The organism is Pseudomonas sp. m6p (assembly GCF_055760375.1).
In genome coordinates, this window is sequence record NZ_CM147084.1 from 639,930 (window position 1) to 665,891 (window position 25,962).

Annotated in this window: 30 protein-coding genes and 1 tRNA gene; 17 read left to right on the forward strand and 14 right to left on the reverse strand. The window is 59.5% G+C overall.

The window, feature by feature from the left end:
- Positions 1-81: 81 nt before the first annotated feature.
- Positions 82-2,373: a beta-glucosidase BglX gene (bglX, locus tag ACYZUM_RS02970; protein WP_108181919.1), complete on the reverse strand. Its 2,292-nt coding sequence runs from the start codon at positions 2,371-2,373 to the stop codon at positions 82-84.
- Positions 2,374-2,631: 258 nt separating this feature from the next.
- Between bglX and ACYZUM_RS02975 the strand changes: the two genes are divergently transcribed.
- From ACYZUM_RS02975 to ACYZUM_RS02990, 4 genes are all read left to right on the forward strand, one after another.
- Entirely contained in the window at positions 2,632-3,240 is a 609-nt protein-coding gene (locus tag ACYZUM_RS02975; RefSeq protein WP_007963199.1) for a LemA family protein, read from the forward strand.
- A gap of 13 nt (positions 3,241-3,253) precedes the next feature.
- Positions 3,254-4,006, forward strand: coding sequence for a TPM domain-containing protein (locus ACYZUM_RS02980; protein ID WP_041070468.1), 753 nt, complete (start codon positions 3,254-3,256; stop codon positions 4,004-4,006).
- Positions 4,007-4,039: 33 nt separating this feature from the next.
- Positions 4,040-4,657 carry a TPM domain-containing protein gene (locus ACYZUM_RS02985; protein WP_095667319.1) on the forward strand — a complete coding sequence of 206 codons (618 nt, stop codon included), beginning with the start codon at positions 4,040-4,042 and terminating at the stop codon, positions 4,655-4,657.
- A 241-nt stretch (positions 4,658-4,898) separates the two neighbouring features.
- Positions 4,899-6,125: a class I SAM-dependent methyltransferase gene (locus tag ACYZUM_RS02990; protein ID WP_108181920.1), complete on the forward strand. Its 1,227-nt coding sequence runs from the start codon at positions 4,899-4,901 to the stop codon at positions 6,123-6,125.
- A gap of 139 nt (positions 6,126-6,264) precedes the next feature.
- On the opposite strand, the gene ACYZUM_RS02995 is transcribed toward ACYZUM_RS02990, so the two are convergent.
- On the reverse strand, positions 6,265-7,155 hold the full coding sequence (locus tag ACYZUM_RS02995; protein ID WP_108181921.1) for a DMT family transporter: 891 nt from the start codon (positions 7,153-7,155) through the stop codon (positions 6,265-6,267).
- Between the two features lie 292 nt (positions 7,156-7,447).
- On the opposite strand from ACYZUM_RS02995, the gene ACYZUM_RS03000 reads away from it, so the two are divergent.
- The 3 genes from ACYZUM_RS03000 to ACYZUM_RS03010 all read left to right on the forward strand — a co-directional run bounded on the left by ACYZUM_RS03000 (position 7,448) and on the right by ACYZUM_RS03010 (position 8,888).
- Positions 7,448-8,029 (forward strand): DJ-1/PfpI family protein, encoded by a 582-nt coding sequence (locus ACYZUM_RS03000; RefSeq protein WP_108181922.1) that lies wholly within the window; start codon positions 7,448-7,450, stop codon positions 8,027-8,029.
- Between the two features lie 13 nt (positions 8,030-8,042).
- On the forward strand, positions 8,043-8,348 hold the full coding sequence (locus tag ACYZUM_RS03005; RefSeq protein WP_003222468.1) for a ribbon-helix-helix domain-containing protein: 306 nt from the start codon (positions 8,043-8,045) through the stop codon (positions 8,346-8,348).
- A gap of 195 nt (positions 8,349-8,543) precedes the next feature.
- Complete coding sequence (locus ACYZUM_RS03010; protein ID WP_108181923.1) at positions 8,544-8,888, forward strand: YegP family protein; 345 nt, start codon at positions 8,544-8,546, stop codon at positions 8,886-8,888.
- A 131-nt stretch (positions 8,889-9,019) separates the two neighbouring features.
- Here ACYZUM_RS03010 and ACYZUM_RS03015 read toward each other — a convergent pair whose 3' ends face one another.
- Positions 9,020-9,904: a dihydrodipicolinate synthase family protein gene (locus ACYZUM_RS03015; RefSeq protein ID WP_262948962.1), complete on the reverse strand. Its 885-nt coding sequence runs from the start codon at positions 9,902-9,904 to the stop codon at positions 9,020-9,022.
- Positions 9,905-9,926: 22 nt separating this feature from the next.
- Entirely contained in the window at positions 9,927-10,709 is a 783-nt protein-coding gene (locus ACYZUM_RS03020) for an aldolase (protein ID WP_041070452.1), read from the reverse strand.
- Between the two features lie 106 nt (positions 10,710-10,815).
- Between ACYZUM_RS03020 and ACYZUM_RS03025 the strand changes: the two genes are divergently transcribed.
- Positions 10,816-11,358, forward strand: a complete 543-nt coding sequence (locus ACYZUM_RS03025) for a helix-turn-helix domain-containing protein (RefSeq protein WP_027614428.1) — start codon at positions 10,816-10,818, stop codon at positions 11,356-11,358.
- Between the two features lie 88 nt (positions 11,359-11,446).
- On the opposite strand, the gene ACYZUM_RS03030 is transcribed toward ACYZUM_RS03025, so the two are convergent.
- A complete protein-coding gene (locus ACYZUM_RS03030) occupies positions 11,447-12,466 on the reverse strand; it encodes a DUF4917 family protein (protein WP_108181925.1) in 1,020 nt (339 codons plus the stop codon).
- 153 nt (positions 12,467-12,619) lie between these two features.
- On the opposite strand from ACYZUM_RS03030, the gene yiaY reads away from it, so the two are divergent.
- A complete protein-coding gene (gene yiaY / locus ACYZUM_RS03035; RefSeq protein ID WP_108181926.1) occupies positions 12,620-13,768 on the forward strand; it encodes an L-threonine dehydrogenase in 1,149 nt (382 codons plus the stop codon).
- 144 nt (positions 13,769-13,912) lie between these two features.
- Here the strand turns inward: yiaY and ACYZUM_RS03040 are convergent, their stop codons facing one another.
- On the reverse strand, positions 13,913-14,401 hold the full coding sequence (locus tag ACYZUM_RS03040) for a DMT family transporter (protein WP_041070444.1): 489 nt from the start codon (positions 14,399-14,401) through the stop codon (positions 13,913-13,915).
- Positions 14,402-14,478: 77 nt separating this feature from the next.
- On the opposite strand from ACYZUM_RS03040, the gene ACYZUM_RS03045 reads away from it, so the two are divergent.
- On the forward strand, positions 14,479-15,402 hold the full coding sequence (locus ACYZUM_RS03045; protein WP_262948924.1) for a LysR family transcriptional regulator: 924 nt from the start codon (positions 14,479-14,481) through the stop codon (positions 15,400-15,402).
- A gap of 7 nt (positions 15,403-15,409) precedes the next feature.
- On the opposite strand, the gene ACYZUM_RS03050 is transcribed toward ACYZUM_RS03045, so the two are convergent.
- Entirely contained in the window at positions 15,410-15,694 is a 285-nt protein-coding gene (locus ACYZUM_RS03050; protein WP_108181928.1) for a type II toxin-antitoxin system RelE/ParE family toxin, read from the reverse strand.
- A complete protein-coding gene (gene relB / locus ACYZUM_RS03055) occupies positions 15,684-15,923 on the reverse strand; it encodes a type II toxin-antitoxin system RelB family antitoxin (protein WP_041070438.1) in 240 nt (79 codons plus the stop codon). Before relB ends, ACYZUM_RS03050 begins: the two co-directional genes overlap by 11 nt.
- Positions 15,924-16,030: 107 nt before the next feature.
- Between relB and ACYZUM_RS03060 the strand changes: the two genes are divergently transcribed.
- From ACYZUM_RS03060 to ACYZUM_RS03085, 6 genes are all read left to right on the forward strand, one after another.
- Positions 16,031-16,747 carry a PA3715 family protein gene (locus ACYZUM_RS03060; protein WP_473061234.1) on the forward strand — a complete coding sequence of 239 codons (717 nt, stop codon included), beginning with the start codon at positions 16,031-16,033 and terminating at the stop codon, positions 16,745-16,747.
- 5 nt (positions 16,748-16,752) lie between these two features.
- Positions 16,753-17,169 (forward strand): fosfomycin resistance glutathione transferase, encoded by a 417-nt coding sequence (gene fos, locus ACYZUM_RS03065; RefSeq protein ID WP_041070434.1) that lies wholly within the window; start codon positions 16,753-16,755, stop codon positions 17,167-17,169.
- Between the two features lie 60 nt (positions 17,170-17,229).
- Complete coding sequence (locus tag ACYZUM_RS03070) at positions 17,230-17,868, forward strand: LysE family translocator (protein WP_064586399.1); 639 nt, start codon at positions 17,230-17,232, stop codon at positions 17,866-17,868.
- A gap of 77 nt (positions 17,869-17,945) precedes the next feature.
- The gene (locus ACYZUM_RS03075; protein WP_108181930.1) at positions 17,946-19,295 is read left to right on the forward strand and encodes a sensor domain-containing protein; all 1,350 of its coding nucleotides are present in this window, start codon (positions 17,946-17,948) and stop codon (positions 19,293-19,295) included.
- A 118-nt stretch (positions 19,296-19,413) separates the two neighbouring features.
- Complete coding sequence (locus ACYZUM_RS03080) at positions 19,414-19,572, forward strand: KGG domain-containing protein (protein WP_080963245.1); 159 nt, start codon at positions 19,414-19,416, stop codon at positions 19,570-19,572.
- 75 nt (positions 19,573-19,647) lie between these two features.
- Entirely contained in the window at positions 19,648-20,151 is a 504-nt protein-coding gene (locus ACYZUM_RS03085) for a DUF4142 domain-containing protein (protein WP_047292232.1), read from the forward strand.
- Positions 20,152-20,268: 117 nt separating this feature from the next.
- On the opposite strand, the gene ACYZUM_RS03090 is transcribed toward ACYZUM_RS03085, so the two are convergent.
- A complete protein-coding gene (locus ACYZUM_RS03090) occupies positions 20,269-20,679 on the reverse strand; it encodes a low affinity iron permease family protein (RefSeq protein ID WP_027614440.1) in 411 nt (136 codons plus the stop codon).
- Between the two features lie 187 nt (positions 20,680-20,866).
- Here ACYZUM_RS03090 and tam point away from each other — a divergent pair, with 187 nt between their 5' ends.
- Positions 20,867-21,637, forward strand: a complete 771-nt coding sequence (gene tam / locus ACYZUM_RS03095; RefSeq protein ID WP_108181931.1) for a trans-aconitate 2-methyltransferase — start codon at positions 20,867-20,869, stop codon at positions 21,635-21,637.
- Between the two features lie 128 nt (positions 21,638-21,765).
- Here the strand turns inward: tam and ACYZUM_RS03100 are convergent, their stop codons facing one another.
- The 5 genes from ACYZUM_RS03100 to ACYZUM_RS03120 all read right to left on the reverse strand — a co-directional run bounded on the left by ACYZUM_RS03100 (position 21,766) and on the right by ACYZUM_RS03120 (position 25,698).
- The gene (locus ACYZUM_RS03100; protein WP_108181932.1) at positions 21,766-22,494 is read right to left on the reverse strand and encodes a class I SAM-dependent methyltransferase; all 729 of its coding nucleotides are present in this window, start codon (positions 22,492-22,494) and stop codon (positions 21,766-21,768) included.
- A 227-nt stretch (positions 22,495-22,721) separates the two neighbouring features.
- A complete protein-coding gene (locus ACYZUM_RS03105) occupies positions 22,722-23,981 on the reverse strand; it encodes a type II toxin-antitoxin system HipA family toxin (protein ID WP_108181933.1) in 1,260 nt (419 codons plus the stop codon).
- Positions 23,974-24,291, reverse strand: a complete 318-nt coding sequence (locus ACYZUM_RS03110; RefSeq protein WP_027614444.1) for a helix-turn-helix domain-containing protein — start codon at positions 24,289-24,291, stop codon at positions 23,974-23,976. The genes ACYZUM_RS03105 and ACYZUM_RS03110 overlap by 8 nt, the downstream gene beginning before the upstream one ends.
- 289 nt (positions 24,292-24,580) lie before the next feature.
- Positions 24,581-24,654: transfer RNA gene (locus ACYZUM_RS03115), tRNA-Gly, on the reverse strand.
- 159 nt (positions 24,655-24,813) lie between these two features.
- A complete protein-coding gene (locus ACYZUM_RS03120) occupies positions 24,814-25,698 on the reverse strand; it encodes an alpha/beta fold hydrolase (protein ID WP_108181934.1) in 885 nt (294 codons plus the stop codon).
- Positions 25,699-25,962 lie beyond the last annotated feature (264 nt).

A 25,962-nucleotide genomic window follows, 5' to 3' on the forward strand; every position in this document is an offset into this window, starting at 1 on the left:
GCAGCCTGCGGCAGCTCCTACAGGGTGCACACCCTCCCAATGTAGGAGCTGCCGAAGGCTGCGATCTTTTGCTTTTAACGGTTACAGCAACTCAAAGCTCTGCTGCGTCACATCCTGCGAATCCAGGCCGATCTGCACGTTGAACTTGCCAGGCTCAGCCGCGTACTTGAGCTGGGCGTTGTAGAACTTCAGGTCATCCTCGGTGATGGTGAAGTGCACGACTTTCTGTTCGCCGGCCTTGAGCATGACTTTCTGGAAGTTCTTCAGTTCTTTCACCGGGCGAATCATCGAGCCGGTGACGTCCTGAATGTACAGCTGCACCACGGTTTCGCCGTCACGTTTGCCGGTGTTTTTCAGGGTGACACTGGCGTCGAGCTTGCCGGTGGCGTTCAGCGTGGTTGACGACAGCGCCATGTCGCTCAGGGCGAATTGGGTGTAGCTCAAGCCGTAACCGAACGGGAACAGTGGGCCCGTGGTGTCATCGAAATACTGCGAGGTGTAGTTGCCCGGTTTGCCCGGCGTGAACGGCCGGCCAATGCTCAGGTGGTTGTAGTAGGTCGGGATCTGGCCCACGGAACGCGGGAAGGTCACCGGCAGTTTGCCCGACGGGTTGTAGTCGCCAAACAGCACGTCGGCGATGGCGTTGCCGCCCTCGGTGCCGCTGAACCAGGTTTCCAGAATCGCATCAGCCGACTGGTTCTCTTCGAGAATAGTCAGCGGACGGCCGTTCATCAGCACCAGTACCAGCGGTTTGCCGGTGGCTTTCAGGGCACGGATCAACTCGCGCTGGTTTTCCGGGATGTTCAGGTCGGTGCGGCTGGAGGACTCGTGGGACATGCCACGGGATTCGCCAACGGCGGCGACGATCACGTCAGCGTCCTTGGCGGCCTTCACCGCTTCGTCGATCAGCACATTGGCCGGGCGTGGATCATCGACCACTTCCGGGGCGTCGAAGTTGAGGAAATTCAGGTAATCCAGCACTTTCTTGTCGCTGGTGATGTTGGCGCCACGGGCGTAGATCAGGTTGGCCTTGTCACCAATCACCGAGCTCATGCCGTCGAACAGGGTCACCGATTGTGCCGGCTTACCGGCCGCCGCCCAACTGCCCATCATGTCGATCGGCGCCTTGGCCAATGGACCGACCAGCATGACTTTTGCGTCTTTCTTCAGCGGCAGGGTGTCGTTCTGGTTCTTCAGCAACACCAGGCTGCGACGTGCCACGTCACGGGCTTCGGCGCGGTGCAGACGGCTTTCGGCGTAGGTGTCGGCCGGATCATCCTCGGCCTTGCCGATGCGCAGGTACGGGTCTTTGAACAGGCCCATGTCGTACTTGGCGGCGAGCACTTCGCGCACCGCGTTGTCGATGTCTTTCTGTTCGATCTCGCCGGACTTGAGCAGCCCCGGCAGCTCTTTGCCGTACAGGGTGTCGTTCATGCTCATGTCGATGCCGGCCTTGATCGCCAGCTTCGCCGCTTCGCGACCGTCGGCGGCCACGCCGTGTTTGATCAGTTCGAAGATCGCGCCGTGGTCGCTGACGGCCAGGCCCTTGAAGCCCCAGTCCTTGCGCAGCAGGTCGTTCATCAGCCAGGTGTTGGCGGTGGCCGGGATGCCGTTGATCGAGTTCAGCGCGACCATCACGCCACCGGCGCCGGCGTCAATCGCGGCGCGGTAGGGCGGCAGGTAGTCCTGGTACATCTTCACCGGGCTCATGTCCACGGTGTTGTAGTCACGACCGCCCTCGACCGCGCCGTACAGGGCAAAGTGCTTGACGCTGGCCATTATGCTGTCGGCGGCGCTCGGGGTACCGCCCTGATAGGCCTTGACCATCACTTTGGCGATGCGCGAAGTCAGATAGGTGTCTTCACCGAAACCCTCGGAGCTGCGGCCCCAGCGCGGATCGCGGGAGATGTCGACCATCGGCGCGAAGGTGATGTCGAGGCTGTCGGCCGCAGCTTCCTTGGCGGCAACGCGCCCGGACTGGCCGATAGCGTCCATGTCCCAGCTCGACGCCAGGGCCAGCGGAATCGGGAAAATCGTACGGTGACCGTGGATCACGTCGTACGCAAAAAACATCGGAATCTTCAGGCGACTGCGCATTGCCGCGTCCTGCATCGGACGGTTTTCCGGGCGGGTGATCGAGTTGAACGTACCGCCGATGTTGCCGGCGGCGATCTCTTTGCGGATCAACTCGCGGGGCATTTCCGGGCCGATGCTGATCAGGCGCAACTGGCCGATCTTTTCATCGAGGGTCATTTGCTTCATCAGATTGCTGATGAACGCGTCCTTGTTTTCCAGGGGTACCGGGGTCGTGGCGGCCAATACTTGATGACTGGCCAGGCTGACGAACAGGCCCAGCAAACACAGCTTCTTCATGAATATTTTTCTCGAGGGCCCAAACGGCAATGCAATGCCGGCCAGCCAAAAGTTAGGGAGCGACTATTGTTGTTCGGGTGCAGGCTCAAAATGACCGAGCCAAAAACGCCCGCCGACCGTCGGCAGCGTTTGCGCAGGGCCTCTTTTTAGCCCATCGGCCCGTTGCAATCCAGTGGCGCGGCCGATTATGCCCCAACCGCCGATGCAGAAGGTTTCACGGTCGGTTTTTTATGAAATACGCCAGGGAGCATCACTTTGATGAATGTCAGTCCAACCTACCGCTCGCGTCTGCAGGTCGCCACGTTGCTGGTGCTTGCCACTTTGTTGACCGCATGTGGCATCAACAATATCCCGACCCTCGACGAACAGGCGAAAGCCGCTTGGGGCCAGGTCCAGAACCAGTATCAGCGCCGTGCCGACCTGATCCCCAACCTGGTGGAAACCGTCAGAGGCTACGCCAAGCATGAGGAAGCGACCCTGACTGCCGTGGTCGAGGCGCGGGCCAAGGCGACGTCGATCCAAGTCGATGCCAGCACCCTCGACAACCCGGAAAAACTCAAGCAGTTCCAGCAGGCACAGGATCAGTTGAGCGGTGCCCTGAGCCGGCTGATGGTGGTGTCCGAGCGTTATCCCGACCTGAAAGCCAACCAGAACTTCCTCGCCTTGCAGTCGCAGCTCGAAGGTACGGAAAACCGGATTGCCGTGGCGCGGCGCGATTTCATTCTGGCGGTGCAGAAATACAACACCGAGATCCGCACGTTTCCCGGGCGCCTCTGGCATAGCGTGATGTACAGCGACCTGCCGATTCGCGAAACCTTCGAAGCCACCACCCCCGGCGCGGAAAAGGCCCCGGAAGTAAAGTTCTGACCCGAGGTTATTCATGCGTGTGTTGAAGATAGGCCTGGTGCTGATGCTGTGGCTGTTCGCCGTCAGCGCCCGGGCCGAGTTGACATTCCCGGCGCTGAGCGGGCGAGTGGTGGACGAGGCGCAGATGCTCGAGCCGTCGGTGCGCGCCCAGTTGAGCCAGCAGTTGCAGGCGCATGAGCAGGCGACCGGCGAGCAACTGGTGGTGGTCACGGTGCCCGATCTGCAGGGCACCACCATCGAAGACTACGGCGTCCAACTGGGCCGGCATTGGGGCATCGGCCAGAAGGACAAGAACAACGGCGCGCTGCTGATCGTCGCCCGGGACGAGCGCAAGCTGCGCATCGAAGTCGGTTACGGGCTGGAAGATCGGCTGACCGATGCACAGAGTTCGGTGATCATTCATCAAGTGATCACCCCGGCGTTCAAGGCCGGCAATTTCAGCAAGGGCATCAGCGATGGCGTCGCGGCGATGCTGGTGGTGCTCGGCGGCAATCCGCTGGACGAACCATCGACGGTGTACGAGTCGAGCGGTGACCCGCAAAACGATTTTGTCTCGCGTCATCCGCTGTTGTTCGTTTTTCTGGTGGTGTTGTTCATCCTGACCGTGTTTGTCTGCCAGATGCTCGGTATCCTTCCCGCCGGCCGTGGCGGCTCCGGAGGCGGGGGCGGTTTCGGCGGTGGTGGATTTGGCGGTGGCGGTGGAGGCGGGGGCTTCAGCGGCGGCGGGGGCAGTTTTGGCGGCGGCGGATCGTCCGGCGGCTGGTGAACACACAACAATAATGATCAGGCACTTTTCGACATGGCATTACTGACCGAACACGAACAACGCAAAGTCGCCGAGGCGATCGCCCGGGTCGAGCGCGACACCGACGCCGAACTGGTAACGGTGCTGGCGGCGCGCGCCGATGACTACGCATACATCCCGTTGCTGTGGGCCAGCCTGCTGGCGTTGCTGGTGCCGGGCATCGTCCATTACCTGACTGGCTGGCTGACCATGCGCAGCCTGTTGCTGGTGCAATGGGGGCTGTTTATCGTCCTGTGCCTGCTGTTTCGTCTGCCGAAAGTCACCACCCACCTGATCCCGCGTCGCGTGCGGCACTGGCGCGCATCGAACCTGGCACGGCGCCAGTTTCTCGAACAGAACCTGCACCACACCGTCGGCAGTACGGGGATGCTGATCTTTGTCTGCGAGGCCGAACGTTACGTGGAGATTCTGGTGGACGAGGGGATTTCCCGGCGGCTGGACAACAAGAGCTGGGACGCGATTGTCGCCGCGTTCACCGAGCAGGTGCGGCAGGGACGCACGCTTGAGGGGTTCATCACCTGCATCGAGGCCTGCGGTGAGTTGCTCAAGGTGCATGTGCCGGTGACGCAGGTGAGGAATGAATTGCCCAATCGTTTGATTGTGTTGGGTTGAGTCAGTCATGTGGCGAGGGGATTTATCCCCGATCGGCTGCGCAGCAGTCGCAAAAAATGTGCATCTGATTTGACTGGCCGGACATAAAGGGCAGCGTCGCGCCCTGTCGGGGATAAATCCCCTCGCCACAAGGTTGGGTGTCATGGATTTTGCCGTTGGGTAAATAAGAACGTGTCCCCAACCGCCATCCCCCCTAAAATACCCGCCATTCCCGTTTCGCCCCGCCCGAGGCTGCTTGTTCATGTCCGTTAACGCCCCATCCGCGCCGTCTGCCAAACCGGTGCCCGATCACCACGCCCAGTTCATCGAGCTGCTGCAAACCAGCCTCGAACAGAACGGCTTCATCAAACTGGTGCTGGCCAAATACGTGGGCGAAGAGGCGGAGCTGCAGCGGATCATCATCAAAGCGGTGACGGTCAAGGCGCAGCCACACCTGTCGTTTGTCTATCGCTACAAGACCCGTGACATCACCAAGAACCTGCCGCTGAGCGAAGGTGTGGCGGTGATTGCCGAGCTGTTGCCGGCGGCGTTCAAGAATGCGCATTTGCTGACTGTGACCGACGAAGCCCAGCTCGAATACAGCAAAAAGGGCAAGAGTTCACTGTTCAAGAGCAAACCTCAGCAATTGCGTGAAGCGCCGTCCGCCGAGCACAACCGCGAGAAAAACCGTTTTCTGGACCTGAGCCGACCGTTCCTCAAGGACCTGGGCGTGACCAACGCGCAGCATGAGCTGATCCCGGCGATGTCGCGCAAGTGGAAGCAGATCAACAAGTTCATCGAAGTCTTCAGCCACGCGCTGACCTCGTCACCGCTGGCGCTGGACAAACCGGTGCGAGTCGCGGATTTCGGTTCGGGCAAGGGCTACCTGACGTTCGCGATTCACGATTACTTGCGCAACACGCTGAAGGCCGAGGGTGACGTCACCGGCGTCGAGCTGCGCGAGGAGATGGTCAACCTGTGCAACGCCGCCGCGGCGAAACTGGAACACCCGGGCCTGGTGTTCAAGTGCGGTGACGTGCGCAGCGTGGCGCCGAGCGAACTGGACGTGATGATTGCCTTGCATGCGTGCGACATCGCCACCGACTACGCGATTCACACCGGCATCCGTTCCGGCGCGTCGATCATCATGTGCTCGCCGTGCTGCCACAAACAGATTCGCCTGCAGATCCAGAGCCCGGCGCTGCTCAAGCCGATGCTGCAATACGGTCTGCACCTGGGCCAACAGGCGGAAATGGTCACCGACAGCCTGCGTGCACTGTTCCTCGAAGCCTGCGGTTACGAGACCAAAGTGTTCGAATTCATCTCGCTGGAACACACCAACAAGAACAAGATGATTCTCGCGGTGAAACGCGCCGAGCCGGCGGACCCGGCCCGGCTGCTGGTGAAGATTCAGGAACTCAAGGACTTCTACTACATCAGCGAACACTGTCTGGAAACCCTGCTGCGCGCCGACGGCTTCCTCGCCTGACACCCGATACTGATCCGACACGAAACCCTGTAGGAGCTGCGGCACGCTGCGATCTTTTGATCTTTAAAGGCAACGTCAAAAGATCGCAGCGTGCCGCAGCTCCTACAGGGGCATGCGCTCGTCATTCGAGGGGCGGTGGTCATGCAGTGGCCGGTTGGGCAGGACGCACAGCGGTCTTGCGCCCGAGCATCACCGTCGCGATGACCCCGCAGGCAAACACCCAGGTAATCGGTTCCACATGTTCCCCAAAGAACAGCGCCGAAAACGCGATGGTGAAGAAGATCTGCAACAACTGGATCTGACTGACTCGCGCAATCCCGCCCATCGCCAGCCCGGCGTACCAGGCGAAAAAGCCGAGAAACTGCGAGAACAGCGCCACGTAGCCGAACGCCCACCAGGTCTTGGCTGACACCGCGCCATGATGCTGCAGCGCCAGGTACAACACCGGGCCGATCAGCAGCGGCGTCGACAGCACCAGCGCCCAGCAGATCACCTGCCAGCCGCCCATTTCCTTGGCCAACCGGCCACCCTCGGCATAGCCCAGACCACCCACGGCAATCGCGCCGAGCATCAGCAAGTCGCCGGCCTGAATGCTGCCGGCCCCGGTGTACAACGCGTAACCGAGCACCAGCGCACTGCCCAGTGCGGCGCAGGCCCAGAAGGCTTTCGACGGGCGTTCATGGGACAGCCACGCCGCATATAGCGCCACACACAGCGGTTGCAAACCGTTGACCAGCGCGCCGTGAGACGCCGGCAAGGTTTGCATGGCCCACGCCCACAGCACCGGGAAGCCGAGAATCACCCCGGCGATCACCAGGCTCAGGCCTTTGATCTGCTGCCAGCTCGGCCACTTCTCGCGTCGCCACAGCAACAGCGCCGCCGCCGGAATCGCCGCGAACAGCGCACGGCCCAAGCCATTGAGCAGCGGATGCAGTTCCTGCACCACGATCCGGGTGAAGGGCAGGGTCAGGCTGAAAATCACAACCCCGAGCAGGCCGAGGGCCATGCCGGTGTTTTCGCGTGAGGACATGTGAGTGACCAGAATTGAAGGTGACAGGGAAGTGACTTCATCTAGCCATAAACCGTGGAGTCCGGGCTGTTACAGCTAGGCACAGAGTTATCCATACAGTTCGCGGTAACCCCTGTAGGAGCTGCCGAAGGCTGCGATCTTTTGATCCTCGCTTTTAACAGCAAGATCAAAAGATCGCAGCCTTCGGCAGCTCCTACAGGGGACAGGTCGTAGTAGCCGGTTGTTACCCGCCCAAACGGATAAGGTCTACCTTGAAGACTCCTGCAAGCCCATTTCCAGAGGAGTCCTCCCCATGGCCGCGAAAAAAATCCTGATGCTGGTCGGCGATTACGTCGAAGACTACGAAGTGATGGTGCCGTTCCAGGCCCTGCAGATGGTCGGCCACACCGTGCACGCCGTGTGCCCGGACAAGGCCGCCGGCAAGACCGTACGCACCGCGATCCATGACTTCGAAGGCGACCAGACCTACAGCGAGAAACCCGGGCACCTGTTCGCCCTCAACTTCGACTTCGCCAAGGTCGCCGAGGCCGATTACGACGCGTTGCTGATCCCCGGCGGACGAGCGCCGGAATACCTGCGCCTGAACGAAAAAGTCCTGGAGCTGGTGCGCGCCTTCGACAAGGCTGGAAAGCCGATTGCCGCGGTCTGCCACGGCGCGCAGCTGTTGGCGGTAGCGGGCGTTCTCGAAGGGCGCGAATGCAGCGCCTATCCGGCCTGCGCCCCGGAAGTACGGCTGGCCGGTGGCACGTTCATCGATATCCCGGTGACCGACGGCCACGTTCAAGGCAATCTGGCCACGGCACCGGCCTGGCCGGCGCATCCGAACTGGCTGGCCGGTTTCCTCGGCCTGCTCGGCACCCAAATCACCCTGTAACGAGGATTCGCCGATGTGCGAGCTCTACGTCAAGGCCGACCCGATTCTCTACGAATCCCGCTCGCGCTCACTGCGTATCTGCGGCGTGGTGACGACGCTGCGCCTGGAAAACCAGTTCTGGGACATCCTCAGCGAAATCGCCGAAGTCGATGGCATGACCACCAACCAGTTGATCGCCAAGCTGTATGAGGAGGTGATGGATTATCGCGGCGAGGTGGTGAATTTTGCTTCGTTCCTGCGGGTGAGTTGTACGCGCTATCTGAGTCAGCGGCGGGTGACGGAGCCGCAGTTGTCGGTAGTGCGAGCAGTGGTGAAATAGCCAACACCGGGGTGACGCCTTCGCGAGCAGGCTCGCTCCCACATTGATTGCCGAGTGCTCACCTATTTTTGTGATCACTGGAGATCTACTGTGGGAGCGAGCTTGCTCGCGAAGAGGCCATTACAGGCGACAGAAATCTTGGGCTGGTCTTTACTCATTGGCGCAAAACCTTTCAACCGCCAAGGAGAATCGAGCATGTCCGGATGGTACGAAGTGAGCAAAAGCAGCAACGGCCAGTTCAGGTTTGTGCTGAAAGCCGCCAACGCCGAAACCATTCTCACCAGCGAGCTCTACACCACTCGTGCGGCAGCCGACAGCGGTATTGCTTCGGTGCAGACCAACAGCCCGCTGGATGAACGCTACGAGAAAAAGACCACCAAGGATGGTCATCCTTACTTCAACCTCAAAGCCGCCAACCACCAGATCATCGGCAGCAGCGAGTCCTACTCCAACGACACCGCGTGCGCCAAAGGCATCGCCAGCGTCAAGGCCAACGGGCCGAGCAAAGTGATCAAGGACAAGACCCTGCCGGTGCTCTGAACCTGGAACATCCCTCTGTAGGAGCTGCGGTACGCTGCGATCTTTTGATCTTGATGGTAAAGAGCAGGATCACAAGATCGCAGCCTCGTTTCACTCGACAGCTCCTACAAGGATTTTTGTTTTGCCTGAGATCAGCGCAGGGTTTTCAGGATGGTTTGCAGCTGCGTTTGTCCCGCCTCGCTCAACGGAAACACCGGCAAGCGCGGATCACCAACCTCCAGCCCCGTCTCCCGCAGTCCGGCCTTGATCGTCGCTGGCAAACCGCCCTTGAGGATGAAATCCAGCAGCGGCAACTGGCGATAGAACAGCTCGCGTGCGCGTTCCAGATCACCGGCCAGCGCAGCCGCATACAGATCCAGATTCAGCTGTGGGATCAGGTTTGGCGCGGCGGTGCACCAGCCTTTGGCCCCGGCGGCAAACGCCTCCAGCGCCAGCGGATTGCAACCGTTGTAGAACGGCACCTGACCTTCACCGAACAATTGCAGCTTGTGCATACGCTGAATGTCGCCAGTGCTCTCCTTGACCATGGTCACGTTTTCCACCGCATTGACGATGCGCAGGATCAGCTCGACCGACATGTCGGTGCCGCTGGTGGCCGGGTTGTTGTAGAGCATGATCGGCACGCCGATGCTGTCGCCGATGGCGCGGTAATGGGCGAGGATTTCCGCTTCTGTGAGCTTCCAGTACGAGGCCGGCAGCACCATCACCACGTCGGCGCCATGCGCTTCGGCGAAGCGCGCGCGGCGTACGGCTTTGGCGGTGGTCAGATCGGACACGCTGACGATGGTCGGCACCCGTTTGGCGACGTGCTGGATGCTGAACTCGGCGACTTGATCCCATTCGGCGTCGCTCAGATAGGCGCCTTCGCCGGTGCTGCCCAGCGGGGCGATGGCGTGAACGCCGCTGTCGATCAGGCGATCGATGGATTGGCCGAGGGCCGGCAGATCGAGGCCTTCGCCGTTGGCGCTGAACGGGGTGATGGTGTAACCGATGATGCCGTGAATATTGGACATGATGAGTCTCCGGGAAAAGCTGAAATCAGTTCAGGCAATCGGCGTGTTGGCGCAGGTTCTGCCGGGCGTAGTAGTTGAAAGCAGCGGCGTGGCGTTTGGGTTTCGACACCCAGTCATGGGCCTCGCGCCCCAGCGCCGGAATGATCGGTTTGATCGTGCCGGCGGCCATCGCCAGCAGCTGCAGTTTGGCGGCGCGCTCGATCAGTTGGGCGATGACACAGGCTTCTTCGATCGTGCTGCCGGTCGACAGTTGGCCGTGGTGCGACAGTAGAATCGCGCGCTTGTCGCCCAGTGCACCGGCGATCAGTTCGCCTTCTTCGTTGCCCACTGGCACGCCTGGCCAGCCTTCGAGAAATGCGCAGTCGTCGTACAGCGGGCACAGGTCCATGTGGGAAATCTGCAGCGGCACTTCCAGCATCGACAATGCAGCAATGTGGGTCGGGTGGGTGTGGATGATGCAGTTCACGTCCGGCCGGGCGCGGTAGACCCAGCTGTGGAAACGATTGGCCGGGTTGGCCATGCCGTGGCCTTCGAGCACTTCCAGGTCTTCGTTGACCAGCAGCAGATTGCTCGCGGTGATTTCATCGAAACCCAGGCCCAGTTGTTGAGTGTAATAGGTCCCCGGTTGCGGGCCGCGAGCGGTGATCTGTCCGGCCAGACCGGAGTCGTGACCGTTCTCGAACAGGATCCGGCAGGTCAGCGCCAGCTTTTGCCGGTCAGTCCACGTATTATCCGCCAGGCTTTTTTGCATTTGGGTCAGCGCTTGCTTGACCAGTTGTTCTTTAGGTAGTGCTAATGTCTTGGCCATGTCTGTGTCCTTTGGGTGATTGCAAATGACACTAAAGAGCCTATATGACACAAAGTGTCATAAGCAAGCATCAATCGTCGTTTCCTTGATGGAATAACTGCTACGCATGTCTATCCGTTTGAAATTGTTGAGAAAAAAACTTGGCGTGACACTTGAGGCGCTGGCGGAAAAATCCGGCATGACCAAGAGTTATCTGTCGAAGGTCGAGCGCGGGCTGAACACCCCGTCGATTGCGGCCGCGCTGAAACTGGCGAAGGCACTGAACGTGAAGGTCGAGGAATTGTTCTCCGAAGACAACGTCAGCCTCGACAGCTATAGCCTGGTACGCAGCCACGAACGCCAGTCACTGGCAGCCAACGATCAGAGTCCGGGATATGCGGTGCTGGCGCATCAGGTCAGCGAGCGCAACCTGCTGCCATTCATCATCTACCCGCCGCGCGAATTCACCGACAAGACCTTCAAGGAGCACTTGGGCGAGGAGTTTCTGTTCGTCCACGAAGGGCAGGTGGAAGTGGATTTCATGAACGAACGGGTGCTGCTGGAGCGTGGCGATGCGCTGCACTTCAATGCGCAGAAGCCGCACCGGATCAGATCGGTGGGCGAGGTGCAGGCGCAGTTGCTGGTGGTGGTGCACAGCAGCGAAGAATGAACCTTAAAATCAAAAGATCGCAGCCTGCGGCAGCTCCTACGCCGATCTGTGTAGGAGCTGCCGCAGGCTGCGATCTTTTGATCTTGCTTTAAACCTCGACCGGCACCGAAAGCTTCGCATTGCCCAACGCATGCGTCTTCGCATCAAAAAACCGCAACTCGATCCCGGTGCCCTCGAACACCTTCACGTAATGGCGCTTCTGATGCTGAATGAACGCCGCACTGCGCGGATAGATCGAGATCGCCACGCTTGCCGGTTTCGCCAGGCGCAGCGCCCGCACGATGTGCGCATCCTGCTCGCCCAAGGCATGACCGAAGATGCACAGGTTATCCGCGTGCCCCAATAACTGTTCATAACAGAACGACAGATAATCCGAACTGCGGATGGTCTTGAGCTTGTCCGCGCTCGGCCCTTCGGTGACGAACAGCGGCACGTCGTCCAGCGTCTTGATCGTATTGTTGATCGCGAAACTGCCGAGCAGGGTGCCCTCGGTCGAGGTCAGTTTGCGCGCGGTGCCGTCCTGGTTGCGCACCAGATGCAGACCGCCGTGCAGGTACAGCAGACGCGGTTTGGTGCTGGCGCTTGCGCTCAGATCGAAACTGGCGTCGGGGCCGTTGAACAGGTCGTCGATGGCCTCGCTGCGGTGCTGGATCGCCCAGTGGTTGAGCAGGTCGTAGTTGGTGGTGAATACCGTGCGGTAGCGCGCCAGTTCCTCATTGAGCGTGACCAGGGTCGAGGCCTGTACCAGCCGCCACGGAATGTGTACGGCGTGCACGGTATTGATCAGTGCTTCCTTGATCGCGTAATAGCGATTGCGCGGTGCCGCCGAGCTGACGGCCAGCGCCTTGTTGACCCGACTGGTGGTTTTCAGTGCACCGAGCACCTGCTCGAAGCTGCGCGTCTGCATCGCATCGAACACGCTCAGCTCCGACGGGCTCAGCGGTTTCTCTTCCACCGTGCGCGCGTTTTCGAACAGCGAGTCGTAGCCGAAGTCGTCCCACACCGCGCGACTGGCGCCATTGCCCACCAACAGACCGTTGAAGTCAGTGGTGGCACGCAGGGCGCTCCAGTCTTCGAGGGTGGCGTCGACATCCAGAAAATCGGTCATTGCGTGGGCAGTCTCAAAACAAAGGGCGGATGGACGGCGACTTTATCACGAGCGGGCGTTGAGCCAGATCAACATCGGCTGTGACCGATCAGTCGATCCTGTGCACATCCGCCGGATCGGAGCAGTCGATTCGGCCCCAGTCAGGAGACGCGCATGAGCAGCACCTTTTTCATTCCAGCCGTAAACATCATGGGCAATGGATGCCTCGACGAGGCCATGGTTGCGATCCGCAACTATGGGTTTCGCAAGGCGCTGATCGTCACCGACGCGGGGCTGGCCAAGGCTGGCGTGGCGACCATGGTCGCCGAGAAGCTGGCGATGCAGGACATCGACTCGGTGATCTTCGATGGCGCCAAACCGAACCCGAGCATCGCCAACGTCGAATCCGGGCTGGCGTTGCTCAAGGACAGTCGTTGCGATTGCGTGGTGTCGCTGGGCGGCGGCTCGCCCCATGACTGCGCCAAGGGCATCGCCCTGTGTGCGACCAACGGCGGGCAGATCCGCGACTACGAAGGCGTCGATCAATCGAGCAAGCCGCAGTTGCCACTGATCGCCATCAACACCACCGCCGGCACCGCCAGCGAGATGACCCGTTTCTGCATCATCACCGACGAATCGCGTCATGTGAAAATGGCCATTGTCGATCGCAACGTGACGCCGTTGCTGTCAGTCAACGACCCGGCGCTGATGGTCGCCATGCCGAAAAGCCTGACTGCCGCCACCGGCATGGACGCGCTGACCCACGCCATCGAAGCTTACGTTTCGACCGCCGCCAACCCGATCACCGATGCCTGTGCGCTGAAGGCCATGACCCTGATCAGCAACAACCTGCGCCTGGCCGTGCGGGACGGCAGCGACCTCGCGGCGCGGGAGAACATGGCTTACGCGCAGTTCCTCGCCGGGATGGCGTTCAACAACGCATCGCTCGGCTACGTGCATGCGATGGCGCACCAGTTGGGCGGTTTCTACGATCTGCCTCACGGCGTGTGCAACGCGGTGTTGTTGCCGCATGTGCAGACGTTCAACGCACTGGTCTGTGCCGAGCGCCTGACTGACGTCGCCCACGCCATGGGCGCGGACATTCGTGGTTTCAGCGCGGAGGAGGGCGCTCAGGCGGCGATCAATGCGATCCGCTGTTTGGCCAGGGATGTCGATATTCCTGGCGGCCTGCGCGAACTCGGCGCCAAGCTCAGCGACATCCCGGTGCTTGCCACCAACGCACTGAAAGACGCGTGCGGCCTGACCAACCCACGGGCGGCGGATCAGCGGCAGATCGAGGAGATTTTCCGTAACGCGTTTTGAGAGGCGCCGTCCTGATATGTTCAGCAGAGCTCACTGGCCCCTTCGCGAGCAGGCTCGCTCCCACAGTTGAAATGCGATCACTGTGGGAGCGAGCCTGCTCGCCAAGACTGACTCGTCAACACCACAAAACCATGAGCTCTCAGATCAGCCAACCGCTGCCACATTCCGCTCAAACACCCCACCAAACTGAATCAACACCACCCCGCCGATCAGCAGCAACGCGCCCAACACCCGCGACGCCGTCAGCTGTTTCTCCACCAGCCCAAACAACCCGAAGTGATCCAGCACCATCGACGCAATCACCTGCCCGGCCAACGCCAGCGCAACAAACCCCGACGCGCCGAGCTTCGGTAACAACATCACCGCCAGCGCCACAAAGCACACGCCGAACGCACCGCCAGCCCACATCCACAACGGCGCCTTGCTGATAAAACCCAGCGACGGCAGCGGCAGGCGCAACGCCAGAATCACCGGCAACAACACCAACACACTGACCAGCAACGAGGCCAGGGTTGCCCACAGCGGATGGCCGAGGCTCCGCGCCAGATTGCTGTTGATCGCACTTTGAAACGGCACCACCGCCCCGGCAAACGCGGCCAGCAGCAACAGGCCGGCCCACTGCAACGTACTCATGATCACACTCCAACAGGTTTTGCTGGACTCTAGAGTATTCGTCGCGCAGATTTAAATTCCGTTTTGTCATCCAGAGCATGCACAAGATGAATGATCTGCGCCGTATCGATCTCAACCTGCTGGTGATCCTCGATGCCTTGCTCAGCGAGCAACACGTCACCCGCGCCGCCGAGCGGCTACACCTGAGTCAACCGGCGGTCAGCCATGCGCTGGCGCGTCTGCGCGACGTGCTGGGCGATCCGCTGCTGGTGCGCGCCGGTTCGACGCTGGTGCCCACGGCGCGGGCGCTGGAACTGGTCGCGCCACTGGCCGAAGCGCTGGCCCAGGTGCAATCACTGCTGGCGCCGAACACGTTCGATCCGGCCACTGCGCGGCGGACCTTTCGCGTGGCGATGTCCGACTACGGCGCGGCCATCATCCTGCCTGGACTGATCCGCACCTTGCGCCGCGAGGCACCGGGCATCGACCTGCAGATCAGCCACGCCAGCCGCGAAGGCATGCTCGACGGTGTGCTCAACGGCGACATCGACGTGGCCGCCGGGGTGTTCCCGGAAATGCCCAACGAATTGCGCAGCAGCGTGCTGTTTGAAGAACGCTACGTCTGCCTGCTGGATCGCCGCCGCTTGCCGGCCGACGGCGTACTGGATTTGCCGACCTATCTGTCGCGCCCGCACGTCTTGCTGGAAATGCGTGGCAGCGGTACCCCGGAAATCGAACGGGCCCTGACGGCATTGCGCGAACGCCGCCGCGTCGCCATCAGCCTGCCGCACTGGAGCGTCGCGCCGCAGGTGATCAGCGGCACGGATTTGATTCTCACGGTGTCGTCACGCAGCGTGCGCGACATTGATCAACAGCAATTGATTGTGCTGCCGCCACCGTTCGAGATTGCGCCGTTCACCTTTGTGCTGGCGTGGCATAAGCGCCGGGGTGGGGATCAGGCGTTGAACTGGTTGAATCGCCGGATTGAGGAGGGGATAGATCGATCCGGGATCTGCGATTGAGAATGTGCTACCAAGTGCGGGGAGGAAGCCTGCGAGTATGGAAAACGCACAGAACCTGAAGCCGGCCCTGACGAACGCGGTAAGGAATCAAATAGGGGCGATCAGGGAGCGCCCATTCTCTGGTTCCGGGCAAACGTCCCTCGCGTCCGGAGGCGGGAAAGCGAGCAAGCTGATCGACGGAGTCGAGAATGGCTTGAACAAACTCAGAGGCCGCCTGCGGATTTTCAATCGCGATGTAGGCGGCTTCGTCATCGAGATTCCTTAGTGCAGTACGCAGCCACTCAACGCGCATTGGCATTCCATTTGTTGGCGATCGCCCTGACATCATCGGCAGAAGCGAAATCACCGGCATCGGCTTCGTCCAGCGCTTTTTGAATTTCTTCAATTTGCCAGGCTTCACGGGCCAGGTACTCGCGCAATGCATCGACTGCCAGATAGGACTTGCTGCGCCCGGTCGCTTTGGCGAGGTTAGCCAGCGTATCGGCAATTTCGTCGGGAAGCCGCAAAGACATGACGGACATGGTGGTCTCGGTGTAGTGGTTTGTAGTGCAACATACTACAGCGTCATACTTGCCCCGGCCCGCCATTCGTCTAACGGTTGCGCACAAGACTTTATCAAGGAAGAAAAATGATCTGCAGAAACACCTTCATCCTGGCTTGTGCATTCCTGGCCATCACCCCCCACGCCCACGCAGCCTGCACCACCAAGAGTTTCGACGGCAAATCCATGTCGCGTTGCAACGTCTGGCCGGCATTTCCGAGTCAGGCGATTTCGGTCAAATCCACCTACCTCGCCGACTCCGGTGGCGACGATGCCGGGGTGTTCGATCTGGAGCTGGCGCTCCTCAATGCGAGCAACGCCAAACCCATTGCCACTTACCATAAACCGGGCGCGTACAACTCCGATGCCGTGCGTCTGGAGGATGTACGCATCGATACGGCGCGCTACCGTTTGACCCCGGACGTCCGGGCTTTTGGGCTGCGGGCGAAATTCGCGCACAGTTCCCACGCCATCCCCTACGAAAAAACCGATCTGGCGCTGTATGTGCGTGAGGGGGACGAACTGCGTCCGGTGCTCGAAGGGCTGGTGGTGTACAAGAACCACGGTGAATTCACCAGCAAGTGTGAGGGCTATAACCGAAAAATCCGCCGCACCGTCGAGACCGGGCCTGCGATTCACCATGGTTTTGCCGATCTGATCGTCACCACCAGTGGCAGCAAAATGAAAAACACCCAATCTGGCAATCAGTGCGTATCGAAAACCACCGAGTTGAAGAAAAAGCAGGTCACCCTGACGTACGATGGCCAGCAGTACGCCGTCCCCGAAGACCTCAGAGGTTACTGATCCCGATGCTCACTGGCCTCAATCACCTGACCCTTGCCGTCAGCGACTTGCCGCGCAGTCTGGCGTTCTACCGTGACGTGCTGAATCTGCGTGTAGAAGCCACGTGGGACGCCGGCGCCTATCTGTCGCTGCCGGGGCTGTGGTTGTGCCTGGCGCTGGATGCGCAGCGCCGCGGCGAGCCGTCCGTCGACTACACGCATTACGCGTTCAGCCTGGCTGAGGCGAATTTTTCGTTGTTCGTGCAAACGCTAAAAGCGGCTAACGTGCGAGAGTGGCGTGACAACCGCAGCGAAGGTGCTTCGTTCTACTTCCTTGATCCTGATGGCCACAAGCTCGAAGCGCACGTCGGCAATTTGGCCTCGCGACTGGCAGCCTGTCGCTTGAAACCGTACTCGGGGATGCGTTTTTACGACGAGTCATGATCAGGCGTCGCAGGCTGATATAGACTGGCCATCATTTGTACTGGCGACAGCAGGTTTTTCATGACTCCATCGCTGCTAATGGCCGTTCTGGCCTCTGGTTTCATTTACGGCATCACACCCGGGCCGGGCGTTCTGGCGGTGTTCGGCATCGGCGCGGCACATGGCCGTCGGGCCGGGGCGGGGTTTCTTTGCGGGCATTTGCTTGGTGATGTGGTCTGGTGCAGTACCGCGCTGATCGCCATCGTCGGCGCCCGGGAAATCGGCAGCACGGCTTTTGACGTGCTCGGCGTACTCAGCGGCGTGTACCTGTTCTGGCTTGGCTGGCGCGCAGTGCGCGCCCAGCGGCGCAGCGATGATCAGCCGCAGGGCGCTGCGCGTCAGCCGTTCTGGCACGGAATCCTGTTTGGTTTGACCAATCCCAAGGCCTACCCGGTGGCGGTGGCGACGTTTACCGCGTTGCTGTCGAGTCGTGCCGAACTGCTCAACTGGTCGATGCTGCCGGCGCTGATCGCCCTGAGCTTCCTTGGCGGTTTGCTGGCCTACGCTATTCTGATCGGCGTGGTTGGCGCCCGCCGCGTACGCACGCTGTATCAGCGCCACGAGCTGATGATCACGCGTTTATGTGGCGTGATGTTCATCGGTTTTGCCATAAACGCACTGGTGCACGCACTACCGGGATTGCTGCCGAACAAGGCTTGAAATTGTGTGCAGGGATGCTTGATCAAGGGCAAGGATGGTTGAACAGTGCTGCATTGTCCGGACACCCACGCTGAACCATGGAAAGCCGAAACTCCGCGCCGTTGGCGAGTTATATGGACCTGTTGCTGGATGCCGTCTGTGCGGTGGACAGGCAGGGCCGTTTCGTTTTTGTCAGTGCCGCCTGCGAGCGCATTTTCGGTTATACGCCTGACGAGTTGATCGGCCGGCCGATGATCGAGCTGGTGCATCCGGCGGACCGCCAGCGCACGTTGGCAGCGGCCAGTGACATCATGGGCGGTGAACCGAAACATAACTTTGAAAACCGCTACGTGCGCAAGGACGGACGCATCGCGAACATACTGTGGTCGGCGCGCTGGTCGGAGGTCGATCAGCTGCGCATCGCCGTGGCCCGCGACATCACCGAGCGCAAGCAGGCGGAATCGCGTCAGGCTGCGCTGTATGCGATTTCTGAAGCGGCGCATGTCGCCGAAGACTTGCTGGCGCTGTTCAAACGCATTCACTTGATCATCGGCGAATGGCTGCCGGCGCTGAATTTTTCCGTGGCGCTGTACGACGAGCACTGTGCGCAGCTGAATTTCCCCTATCACGTTGATGACCACGAATCGCAGCCCGAGCAACCGGGCACCGTCACCGGGCGTTTGTGCGCGCAAGTCATCCGCAGCGGTCAGCCGATTCTGCTGACGCCCGACAACCCCGACGCCTCATCCGATTTCGCGGCGCTGGTGGCAGGGCAGGATTCACCGTGCTGGCTCGGTGTGCCGCTGAATTCGAAAAACGGCACCATCGGTGCGTTGATCGTCAAAAGCCTGCCCGGCGGCGAACGTTACACCGAACAGGACAAGGAACTGCTGCAATACGTCTGCGCCCAGGTCGCCACTGCCATCGAGCGCCAGCAACTGTACGCGCGGCTCAAGCGCATGGCGCAGTACGATCAATTGACCCAGTTGCCCAATCGCGGATTACTCAAAGACCGTCTCAAGGCCGCACTGGCCGGCGCCCGGGACGCGTCGGGAAACATGGCGTTGCTGTACGTTGATCTGGATCGCTTCAAACAGGTCAACGACACCTTCGGCCACGCGGTCGGCGACATGCTGTTGCAAACCGTGGCGAGTCGGCTCAAGGGCTGCGTACGCGATACCGATACCGTGGCGCGTATTGGTGGCGACGAATTCGTGGTGCTGCTGCACAGTATCCACGCCGCTGAAGACGCCGATAGCGTGGCCGAAAAAATCCGCCAGGTGCTTGTGCAACCCATGCGGCTGGACGGTCACAACCTGCACATCGAGCCTAGCATTGGCGTGGCTCGTTATCCCGAACATGGCAGCGAGGAGCAGCAACTGTTCCGGCATGCCGACCAGGCGATGTACGCCGCCAAACGCCTCAATCATCGGCTGGTTGATATCTGAACCGGTGCGCGCCGTTCGTCGCGGCGCGGGCAACTTTTCTAAACCTTTGGCAGCCTGGCAATTCTCAATCTAGGCGGGCACCTGCTCGTCAACGATCAACACCAAGAGGAAGAGAATCATGCCTAATTCAAGAAACTCCAACTCGGGAAACTTCGCCAACGATCGAACGAAGGCCTCTGAAGCCGGTCGCAAAGGTGGGAAAACCACCACCACGACAGTCGATAAAGAGCCTGCGAAAGCCGAAATGGGCCGCAAGCCAGCTCAGAAGTCGAAGTAGTCGGCGAGGTTGTTTTGATTGAGAGGCGGGGGCGCAAGCCCCCGCTTGAATTTGCAGAGATAGGAGGGCGCGACCATGAGCCGGATGGCCACGCAGATACGTCATTTAAGTGTTGCCACCCTGTTGGGTTTGTTCGCTGGCACGGCATTCGCCCAGTCGCCTGCCGACTTCATCAACGATGCTTCTGCCAAAGGCATGGCCGACATCGAAGCCAGCCGTCTGGCGCACCAGAAATCCGAATCCAAAGAGGTCAAGGATTACACCATCGTGGTGATCAATGACCGCACCACGGCCAACCAGCATCTGGCGAAGATCGCCAAGAAACTCGATCTGCCGGTTGCACCCCGTGAAGAAATCGCCGACAAGGCCAAGAGCATGATCCCGCAGGTCAAGGACGGTGAAACCTTCGACCAGGCCTACGCCGCCAGCCAAGTGAAAGCGACCGAAGAGGCCATCCAGCAGATCCAGCAGGAAGCGCAGTCGACCGATGTGCCGGAAATCAAGGCGTTTGCCGACGAGACACTGCCAAAACTGCAAAGCCATCTGCAAATGGCCCGGGCGCTGCAAGCCAGCCGCTGAGTTCGGATTTAACCAATGTCTGTGGCGAGGGAGCTTGCTCCCGCCGGGCTGCGTAGCAGACCTCTTCAGGGCTACTGAAACTCTCTCGCCGCAAAATTTGACCTGCCAGCAACGGTTTCAGCAGTCATTCAAATCCTGCTTCGGCTTGCTCTTCTCCCCCAGACCCTCAAGATCGAACACCTCGCTTTCCCCCAGGCTGCGGTAATGCTTGCGCAGCGCCTCCAGTTGTTTGAGATCCAGCGATTCCAACCCGAGCATCGCGTTCTGTGCTTCCTTGTTCACCCGCAGCAACTCATCAAGTTTCAGGTGCAGGATGTCGGTATCGCGGTTTTGCGTGTTCTGGATCAGGAATACCATCAGAAAGGTGATGATCGTGGTCGAGGTGTTGATGATCAGTTGCCAGGTGTCATTGAAATCAAAAATCGGCCCACTCAACCCCCACAGAAAAATCAGGATCAACGCGCCCATGAACGTTTTCGGGCTGCCGGCCCAAAGGGCCAGGGTCTGGGAGATTTTGGCGAATTTCATTGCGGTGTTCCTTATTGGGAGAGCATGAAATTCAGACATCCGGGATGCGATGAAAATTCTACTTACAACTGAAACCTGCCAATCATTGCGAGCAACCAGACACTCTTGGCAATAAGCCTCTCTGGAACTGCCCGCAGCGCTGCCTGTATGGTGACGAACCGCTGGAATGTCCCGACAGGAGAACGCAATGAGTTGGTCCGCCAGACAATACGTCGCTTTTGAAGATGAACGCACCCGCCCGGCCCGTGATCTGCTGGCGGCGATTCCCACGGTTCAGGCGCGATCGGTGGTCGATATCGGTTGCGGCCCGGGTAACTCCACCGAGCTGCTGGTGCAGCGTTTTGCGCAGGCGCAGGTCAGTGCTCTGGACAGCTCGGCGGACATGATTGACGCGGCGCGCAAGCGCTTGCCTGACGTGCGGTTCGAAGTCGCGGAAATCGATAGCTGGGCGGATCAAGGGCCGTTCGATGTGATCTTCGCCAATGCCGTTCTGCAATGGGTGCCGGATCACGCGACGTTGCTGCCGGCGTTGGCGGGTAAGCTGTCGGACGGAGGCAGCCTGGCGATCCAGATGCCGGACAACCTCAACGAGCCTTCCCATCGGCTGATGCGCGAAGTCGCCGCCAATGGCCCATGGGCCGCCAAACTGGCTGGCGCCGCCGGGCAACGCACCGACATGGCGAGTGCCAGCGATTACTTCTCGATGTTGCGTCCACACTGTTCGCGGGTAGATGTGTGGCGCACCACCTATCACCATCAACTCGCAGACGGCGCGGCGGGTGTGGTGGAGTGGTTCAAGGGCAGCGGCTTGATTCCGTTCTTGAACCCGCTGACTGAAGAGGAGCGGGCGCAATACCTGCAGCAGTATCTGGCGGCGGTGGCCAAGGCCTATCCGGCGTTGCCGGATGGCTCGGTGCTGTTGCCATTTCCGCGGTTGTTTATCGTCGCGACTCGCTGAAGCCAGCCTTCAGCCACCTGTAGTGAGGGGATTTATCCCCGATGGACTGCGCAGCAGACCCTTTAAGCGGGTGCTGCGCACCCATCGGGGATAAATCCCCTCGCCGCATATTGTTTGTTCAGATCAGATCAGCGCTGCACCGCCACCAGCATCATCATCGGCCGCTCCCGCTCTTCAGCCAGCGCCGGTTGCGCGGCCACCTCTGCATCGCTCGGCCCCCATTCGTTGACATGGCGGATGGCAAAACCTGCCGCGATCAACGCATTCAACAGCGTGCCCATCGTGCGGTGCTGCTTGATCACCCCGTCCGCCAGCCAGTGGGTCACCCGCTCGCCTTCCATCTGATAACTGTCCAGCGGCCAGCGCTTGTGGCCATCGCCGTCGACCAGCCAGCCCGGATTGCGTGGGGCCATGAAGATCGGATGCTCGATGGAGAACACAAAATGCGAACCCGGTTTCAACGCCGCGTACAGATGAGCGAACAGCCCTGGCAGATCCTTGATGTAGTGCAGTGCCAGCGAACTGTAGGCCAGATCGAAACGGCAGACCGGCAGGTCGAGATGCTCAAGGTCGGCGCGCTCATAGCGGATGTTCGCCGCCGTAGTGGTTTCGCGCGCACGCTCGAGCATTTTTTCCGAGACATCCAGCCCCAGCACCTGAGCGGCGCCGTGCTCACTGGCCCAGCGGCTGAACCAGCCATAGCCGCAGCCGAGGTCGACCACATTCAAGTCGTGCATCGATGGCAGCAACGCCATGAGTGCCGGCCATTCCGGCGCGGCATCGAGACCACCGATGGAGCGGTTCATCTGGCTGTAGCTGTGGAAAAATTCGGGGTCGTCGTAGATGTTTTGCGTCATGGGGAAGTGCTCTTTTAAGTTCGCTCGCCAGCGGCACAGTGGCCGCGCCATGGAGTCCCTCGAAAGTGAGAACGCGTATTCGTCGATGGCCGCGCAGGGGAGGGTGGTGGGTGATGGGGAAATGCTAGCGGGTCGTGGGGATGGTGAGAACCGTCGGTGTGTTGTGGATCTGTAATGTCGGAAAAATCTTCAGGGTTTCAAAAAGTGTGATTTGCAAGGATATGCAGTCATCGCAACAACTTGATGTTGTGATCAATTCGGCTTTGAATGGTACGCAGGGTTTCCTGAGTGATCACGTCAGGATAAAGATCATTTGCCACAGTCGAGAATTGACTGGATACGTCGCAAAAGCGGTCAATGATTATTCCGGCATCATGGGCGCCCACTTCCGCTTCTTCTGCAAGACCGAGCATGGCTTTTCGGTCGATTTCCAACGCTTCGCCCATCACATCCATCTGGTGATAACCACCCGGCCCCTCGCAAAAGGTCACATCGTAGGCCGGCGCTAATTTCCAGTCGCCAGTTCGTGACATGGTGTAGGCAAAATTTTTGGGGTGATCGTCTCGATTGTGGAACGCAACGTTGAATACAGCTCGCTCGAACGCTCGAGCTTTTTCTCGTACATCATTGGTGCATCTGTGCGTCGCGCGCAGGAAGTTGACGTAGTCCAATGCTCCAGGGGATCGAAAATCTGCTCCGGTGAAAGCTGCGAGACTTTGCATGGGGACGCGCAGCCCGTCCTGTCGATCAAAGCGTTTGCTGGCGAAGGCAGCCATTTCGTCTGACAGACTGAAGTATTGCGTGTCTGGTGTTTGAATGCCGCAGAGGCGCAAGCACTCGGCATAGACCATTTCGATAGCGCACACTTCGGGGTGTTCGTGCCGGGCCGGGAACTTCACCAGCCATGCTTCAAAATCCGGAGTGGCGGCAGTGGTGAACGTCCCGGTATCAGGATCGCGATAGACCAGAGCTTTTGGTCTGGCACCTTGCGGAAATCCTCCCACCAGCAACAACTTCTGAAGAAGCTCACCCCCTTCACCTTTGAGCACTTGCTGCACTTCGGATGCAAGCAATTCAATGGGAACATGCATCTGCGGTTCCTGCACCTCAGGCGCCACAGGCTTGAACGACATGGCTCCCATGGCATTGTTGCCAATGTAGGCCAGTCGCTCCAAGGGGCCGATGCGTGCAGGATTCAGGCCGCGACGTTTGAATAGACGATCCATCAGCAGCATGCCCCAACCGTCGGGCAGCGAGTCATAGACGGGGCCTGGCAATCCCAGCTGATGTTGCGGGAAATCCCGGCTTAATTTTGCGCCTTGTAAAGGAAGTTTCAGGGACGAAAGTTCGAGTCCTCTTTTTTTCGCTTCGTCGCTGTACTCAAACACCACCAGCGGCCGGCCGGTCAGAGCTGTGGTGGAAGCCAGCGTGCCCCACTGCCAATGTTCACCCCAGCCCTCGTAGTAGACGTCCACTCGCTCAAGCATTTTCGGATTTCCTTTTGATGCGTTGACGCTTGGCGCTGTTTTCGTAGCGCAGGATGTCATCCAGAGTTTCAAGCTTTGGCAGGAACAGATTTTCGAGTTCCTTGCTGCGTCCCAGTACCATGGCGACGCGCACCAGATTTTCGAAACCTACATTACGCCCGGCTTCCAGATTGGACACCGTGTTGGTTCCGATGCCGGCACGTGCAGCCACATCCGCCTGTGTCATTTCCAGAGCGAGCCGGTCAGTGCGTAGACGTTCACAGATCCGCTTGACGATCTCACTTGGCTTGCTAAGGCTTAAATCCAACATAATGGGTCTTACACCTCAAAAGCTACTTTAAATCCGGTAATTCTGGATTTATCCAGGAATTTGTCATCCATTCACTATTCCTGATTATTGTGGCTTATCTTTTGAAAATCGCAATAATCCACAGAAAAATGGAATTATTCAAATTTGGTTGAGGAGAGGTTCGAGTCAGGAGGAATCATCATTCCTGGTGCGTTCCCACAAATCCCGGACACAAAAAAACCGGCCTTGTAGGCCGGTTTTTTCTGTTCCTGCATCCCCCGTCATAACCACGACGTGAGACCTGATTGAGTGGAGCGGGTAGAGGGAATCGAACCCTCAACTAAAGCTTGGGAAGCTTTCGTTTTGCCACTAAACTATACCCGCTCAGAGCGGCTGACTTTGTACCAGAGTCGGGCGCGAATTTGAAGTTTTTCTTTTCCTCGCAGCGCGTTACAGCATTGAAAACGGTCATTCGCGGGCAAATCTGCAGGGCCATCGATACTGGTTTTTCAGCCCCACAGACCCGCTCGCGACGACACTTTTTCAAATGGCCAGTGCATGGTGATCCTGAACGAACGCATAACGCGTTCGGCTCGTTTGCTGTGACGGTTTCAGGAAGCCAAGCAGGGCGTTCTGGCTATCGCGGCACGCAGCCTTGTGCTCCATGTCGAGGAAGTGCCCAGTAGCCTGCAGCGTGGTGAAGGTGCTGTGCGCCACGTGGTTGCCGAATATCCGGGCGTCTTCGGCGGCGGTGTATTCATCCCATTCGCCGTTGAGGAACAGCACCGGCACATTGATCTTCTTCGCCGCATTCAAATAGCACTGACGATCGCTGTGCAACACGTCGTTGATGTGAAAGTGCATCTGCCCGTATTCGTGCTCGGCCAGGCTGCTGACGTGGCGATAGTTGAAGCGCTTGAACAGTGACGGCAGGTGTTTGCCAATCGTGTTGTTGACCAGGTGCCCGACCCGATCGCCATCGCGCTGGCCAAGGTAGTCGACACCGCGCTCCAGGTAATCAAGCATGTGTGCGTTGATCACTGGCGAGAACGAGCTGATCACGGCTTTTTCAATGCGCCGGGGCTGGTGGGCCAAGGCGACCAGGGTCGCCGCGCCGCCCCAGGAAAATGACAGCACATGTTCTGCGCTGAAGTGATCGATCAGCTCCAGCAGGATCTGCCCTTCGACTTCCTTGGTCAGATGTTTCTCGTGACGGTTGTGAATTTTCGACCTGCCCGCGTAGGGCTGGTCATAGCAAACCACGTTGAATTGCGGGTGCAGATTTTTCACGGTTTGAGCAAACGACGCAGTCGTGGCCATCGAGCCGTTGACCAGGATGATGGTCTTTTCTGCGGCGTCTGCGCGATAGAACTCCGTGTAAACCCGATACTGACCCTGTATATCCAGCACAGCGATTTCTGGCCTCATGTCATAAGACTCCTGGCAAGCAAGCGGGTATGCGCGCAAATAGAGATTGCACGAGCTTTGTGACAGGTAGGCATACGCCTGGAATTTGCTTGGCCCATGTCGATCCATGACTGCGGTCGACGGGTGTTGTTATTGGCGGGCAGTCTGCCGGCTGAGGCGCAACCCAGAGGGCTGACGACCGGCAAAAAGTTTCTTGGATGTATGTTGTGACTAATCGGTCACAATTTGGCCGACGTCCTGATTCAAGCAGTGGGATGGGGATCG

What these genes read in the sequence shown, in the direction of transcription:
- bglX (WP_108181919.1), bottom strand. Translation starts at nt 2,373, where the DNA reads ATGAAGAAGCTGTGTTTGCTGGGCCTGTTCGTCAGCCTGGCCAGTCAT.
- ACYZUM_RS02975 (WP_007963199.1), top strand. Translation starts at nt 2,632, where the DNA reads ATGAATGTCAGTCCAACCTACCGCTCGCGTCTGCAGGTCGCCACGTTG.
- ACYZUM_RS02980 (WP_041070468.1), top strand. Translation starts at nt 3,254, where the DNA reads ATGCGTGTGTTGAAGATAGGCCTGGTGCTGATGCTGTGGCTGTTCGCC.
- ACYZUM_RS02985 (WP_095667319.1), top strand. Translation starts at nt 4,040, where the DNA reads ATGGCATTACTGACCGAACACGAACAACGCAAAGTCGCCGAGGCGATC.
- ACYZUM_RS02990 (WP_108181920.1), top strand. Translation starts at nt 4,899, where the DNA reads ATGTCCGTTAACGCCCCATCCGCGCCGTCTGCCAAACCGGTGCCCGAT.
- ACYZUM_RS02995 (WP_108181921.1), bottom strand. Translation starts at nt 7,155, where the DNA reads ATGTCCTCACGCGAAAACACCGGCATGGCCCTCGGCCTGCTCGGGGTT.
- ACYZUM_RS03000 (WP_108181922.1), top strand. Translation starts at nt 7,448, where the DNA reads ATGGCCGCGAAAAAAATCCTGATGCTGGTCGGCGATTACGTCGAAGAC.
- ACYZUM_RS03005 (WP_003222468.1), top strand. Translation starts at nt 8,043, where the DNA reads ATGTGCGAGCTCTACGTCAAGGCCGACCCGATTCTCTACGAATCCCGC.
- ACYZUM_RS03010 (WP_108181923.1), top strand. Translation starts at nt 8,544, where the DNA reads ATGTCCGGATGGTACGAAGTGAGCAAAAGCAGCAACGGCCAGTTCAGG.
- ACYZUM_RS03020 (WP_041070452.1), bottom strand. Translation starts at nt 10,709, where the DNA reads ATGGCCAAGACATTAGCACTACCTAAAGAACAACTGGTCAAGCAAGCG.
- ACYZUM_RS03025 (WP_027614428.1), top strand. Translation starts at nt 10,816, where the DNA reads ATGTCTATCCGTTTGAAATTGTTGAGAAAAAAACTTGGCGTGACACTT.
- ACYZUM_RS03030 (WP_108181925.1), bottom strand. Translation starts at nt 12,466, where the DNA reads ATGACCGATTTTCTGGATGTCGACGCCACCCTCGAAGACTGGAGCGCC.
- yiaY (WP_108181926.1), top strand. Translation starts at nt 12,620, where the DNA reads ATGAGCAGCACCTTTTTCATTCCAGCCGTAAACATCATGGGCAATGGA.
- ACYZUM_RS03040 (WP_041070444.1), bottom strand. Translation starts at nt 14,401, where the DNA reads ATGAGTACGTTGCAGTGGGCCGGCCTGTTGCTGCTGGCCGCGTTTGCC.
- ACYZUM_RS03045 (WP_262948924.1), top strand. Translation starts at nt 14,479, where the DNA reads ATGCACAAGATGAATGATCTGCGCCGTATCGATCTCAACCTGCTGGTG.
- ACYZUM_RS03050 (WP_108181928.1), bottom strand. Translation starts at nt 15,694, where the DNA reads ATGCGCGTTGAGTGGCTGCGTACTGCACTAAGGAATCTCGATGACGAA.
- relB (WP_041070438.1), bottom strand. Translation starts at nt 15,923, where the DNA reads ATGTCCGTCATGTCTTTGCGGCTTCCCGACGAAATTGCCGATACGCTG.
- ACYZUM_RS03060 (WP_473061234.1), top strand. Translation starts at nt 16,031, where the DNA reads ATGATCTGCAGAAACACCTTCATCCTGGCTTGTGCATTCCTGGCCATC.
- fos (WP_041070434.1), top strand. Translation starts at nt 16,753, where the DNA reads ATGCTCACTGGCCTCAATCACCTGACCCTTGCCGTCAGCGACTTGCCG.
- ACYZUM_RS03070 (WP_064586399.1), top strand. Translation starts at nt 17,230, where the DNA reads ATGACTCCATCGCTGCTAATGGCCGTTCTGGCCTCTGGTTTCATTTAC.
- ACYZUM_RS03075 (WP_108181930.1), top strand. Translation starts at nt 17,946, where the DNA reads ATGGAAAGCCGAAACTCCGCGCCGTTGGCGAGTTATATGGACCTGTTG.
- ACYZUM_RS03080 (WP_080963245.1), top strand. Translation starts at nt 19,414, where the DNA reads ATGCCTAATTCAAGAAACTCCAACTCGGGAAACTTCGCCAACGATCGA.
- ACYZUM_RS03085 (WP_047292232.1), top strand. Translation starts at nt 19,648, where the DNA reads ATGAGCCGGATGGCCACGCAGATACGTCATTTAAGTGTTGCCACCCTG.
- ACYZUM_RS03090 (WP_027614440.1), bottom strand. Translation starts at nt 20,679, where the DNA reads ATGAAATTCGCCAAAATCTCCCAGACCCTGGCCCTTTGGGCCGGCAGC.
- tam (WP_108181931.1), top strand. Translation starts at nt 20,867, where the DNA reads ATGAGTTGGTCCGCCAGACAATACGTCGCTTTTGAAGATGAACGCACC.
- ACYZUM_RS03100 (WP_108181932.1), bottom strand. Translation starts at nt 22,494, where the DNA reads ATGACGCAAAACATCTACGACGACCCCGAATTTTTCCACAGCTACAGC.
- ACYZUM_RS03105 (WP_108181933.1), bottom strand. Translation starts at nt 23,981, where the DNA reads ATGCTTGAGCGAGTGGACGTCTACTACGAGGGCTGGGGTGAACATTGG.
- ACYZUM_RS03110 (WP_027614444.1), bottom strand. Translation starts at nt 24,291, where the DNA reads ATGTTGGATTTAAGCCTTAGCAAGCCAAGTGAGATCGTCAAGCGGATC.
- ACYZUM_RS03120 (WP_108181934.1), bottom strand. Translation starts at nt 25,698, where the DNA reads ATGAGGCCAGAAATCGCTGTGCTGGATATACAGGGTCAGTATCGGGTT.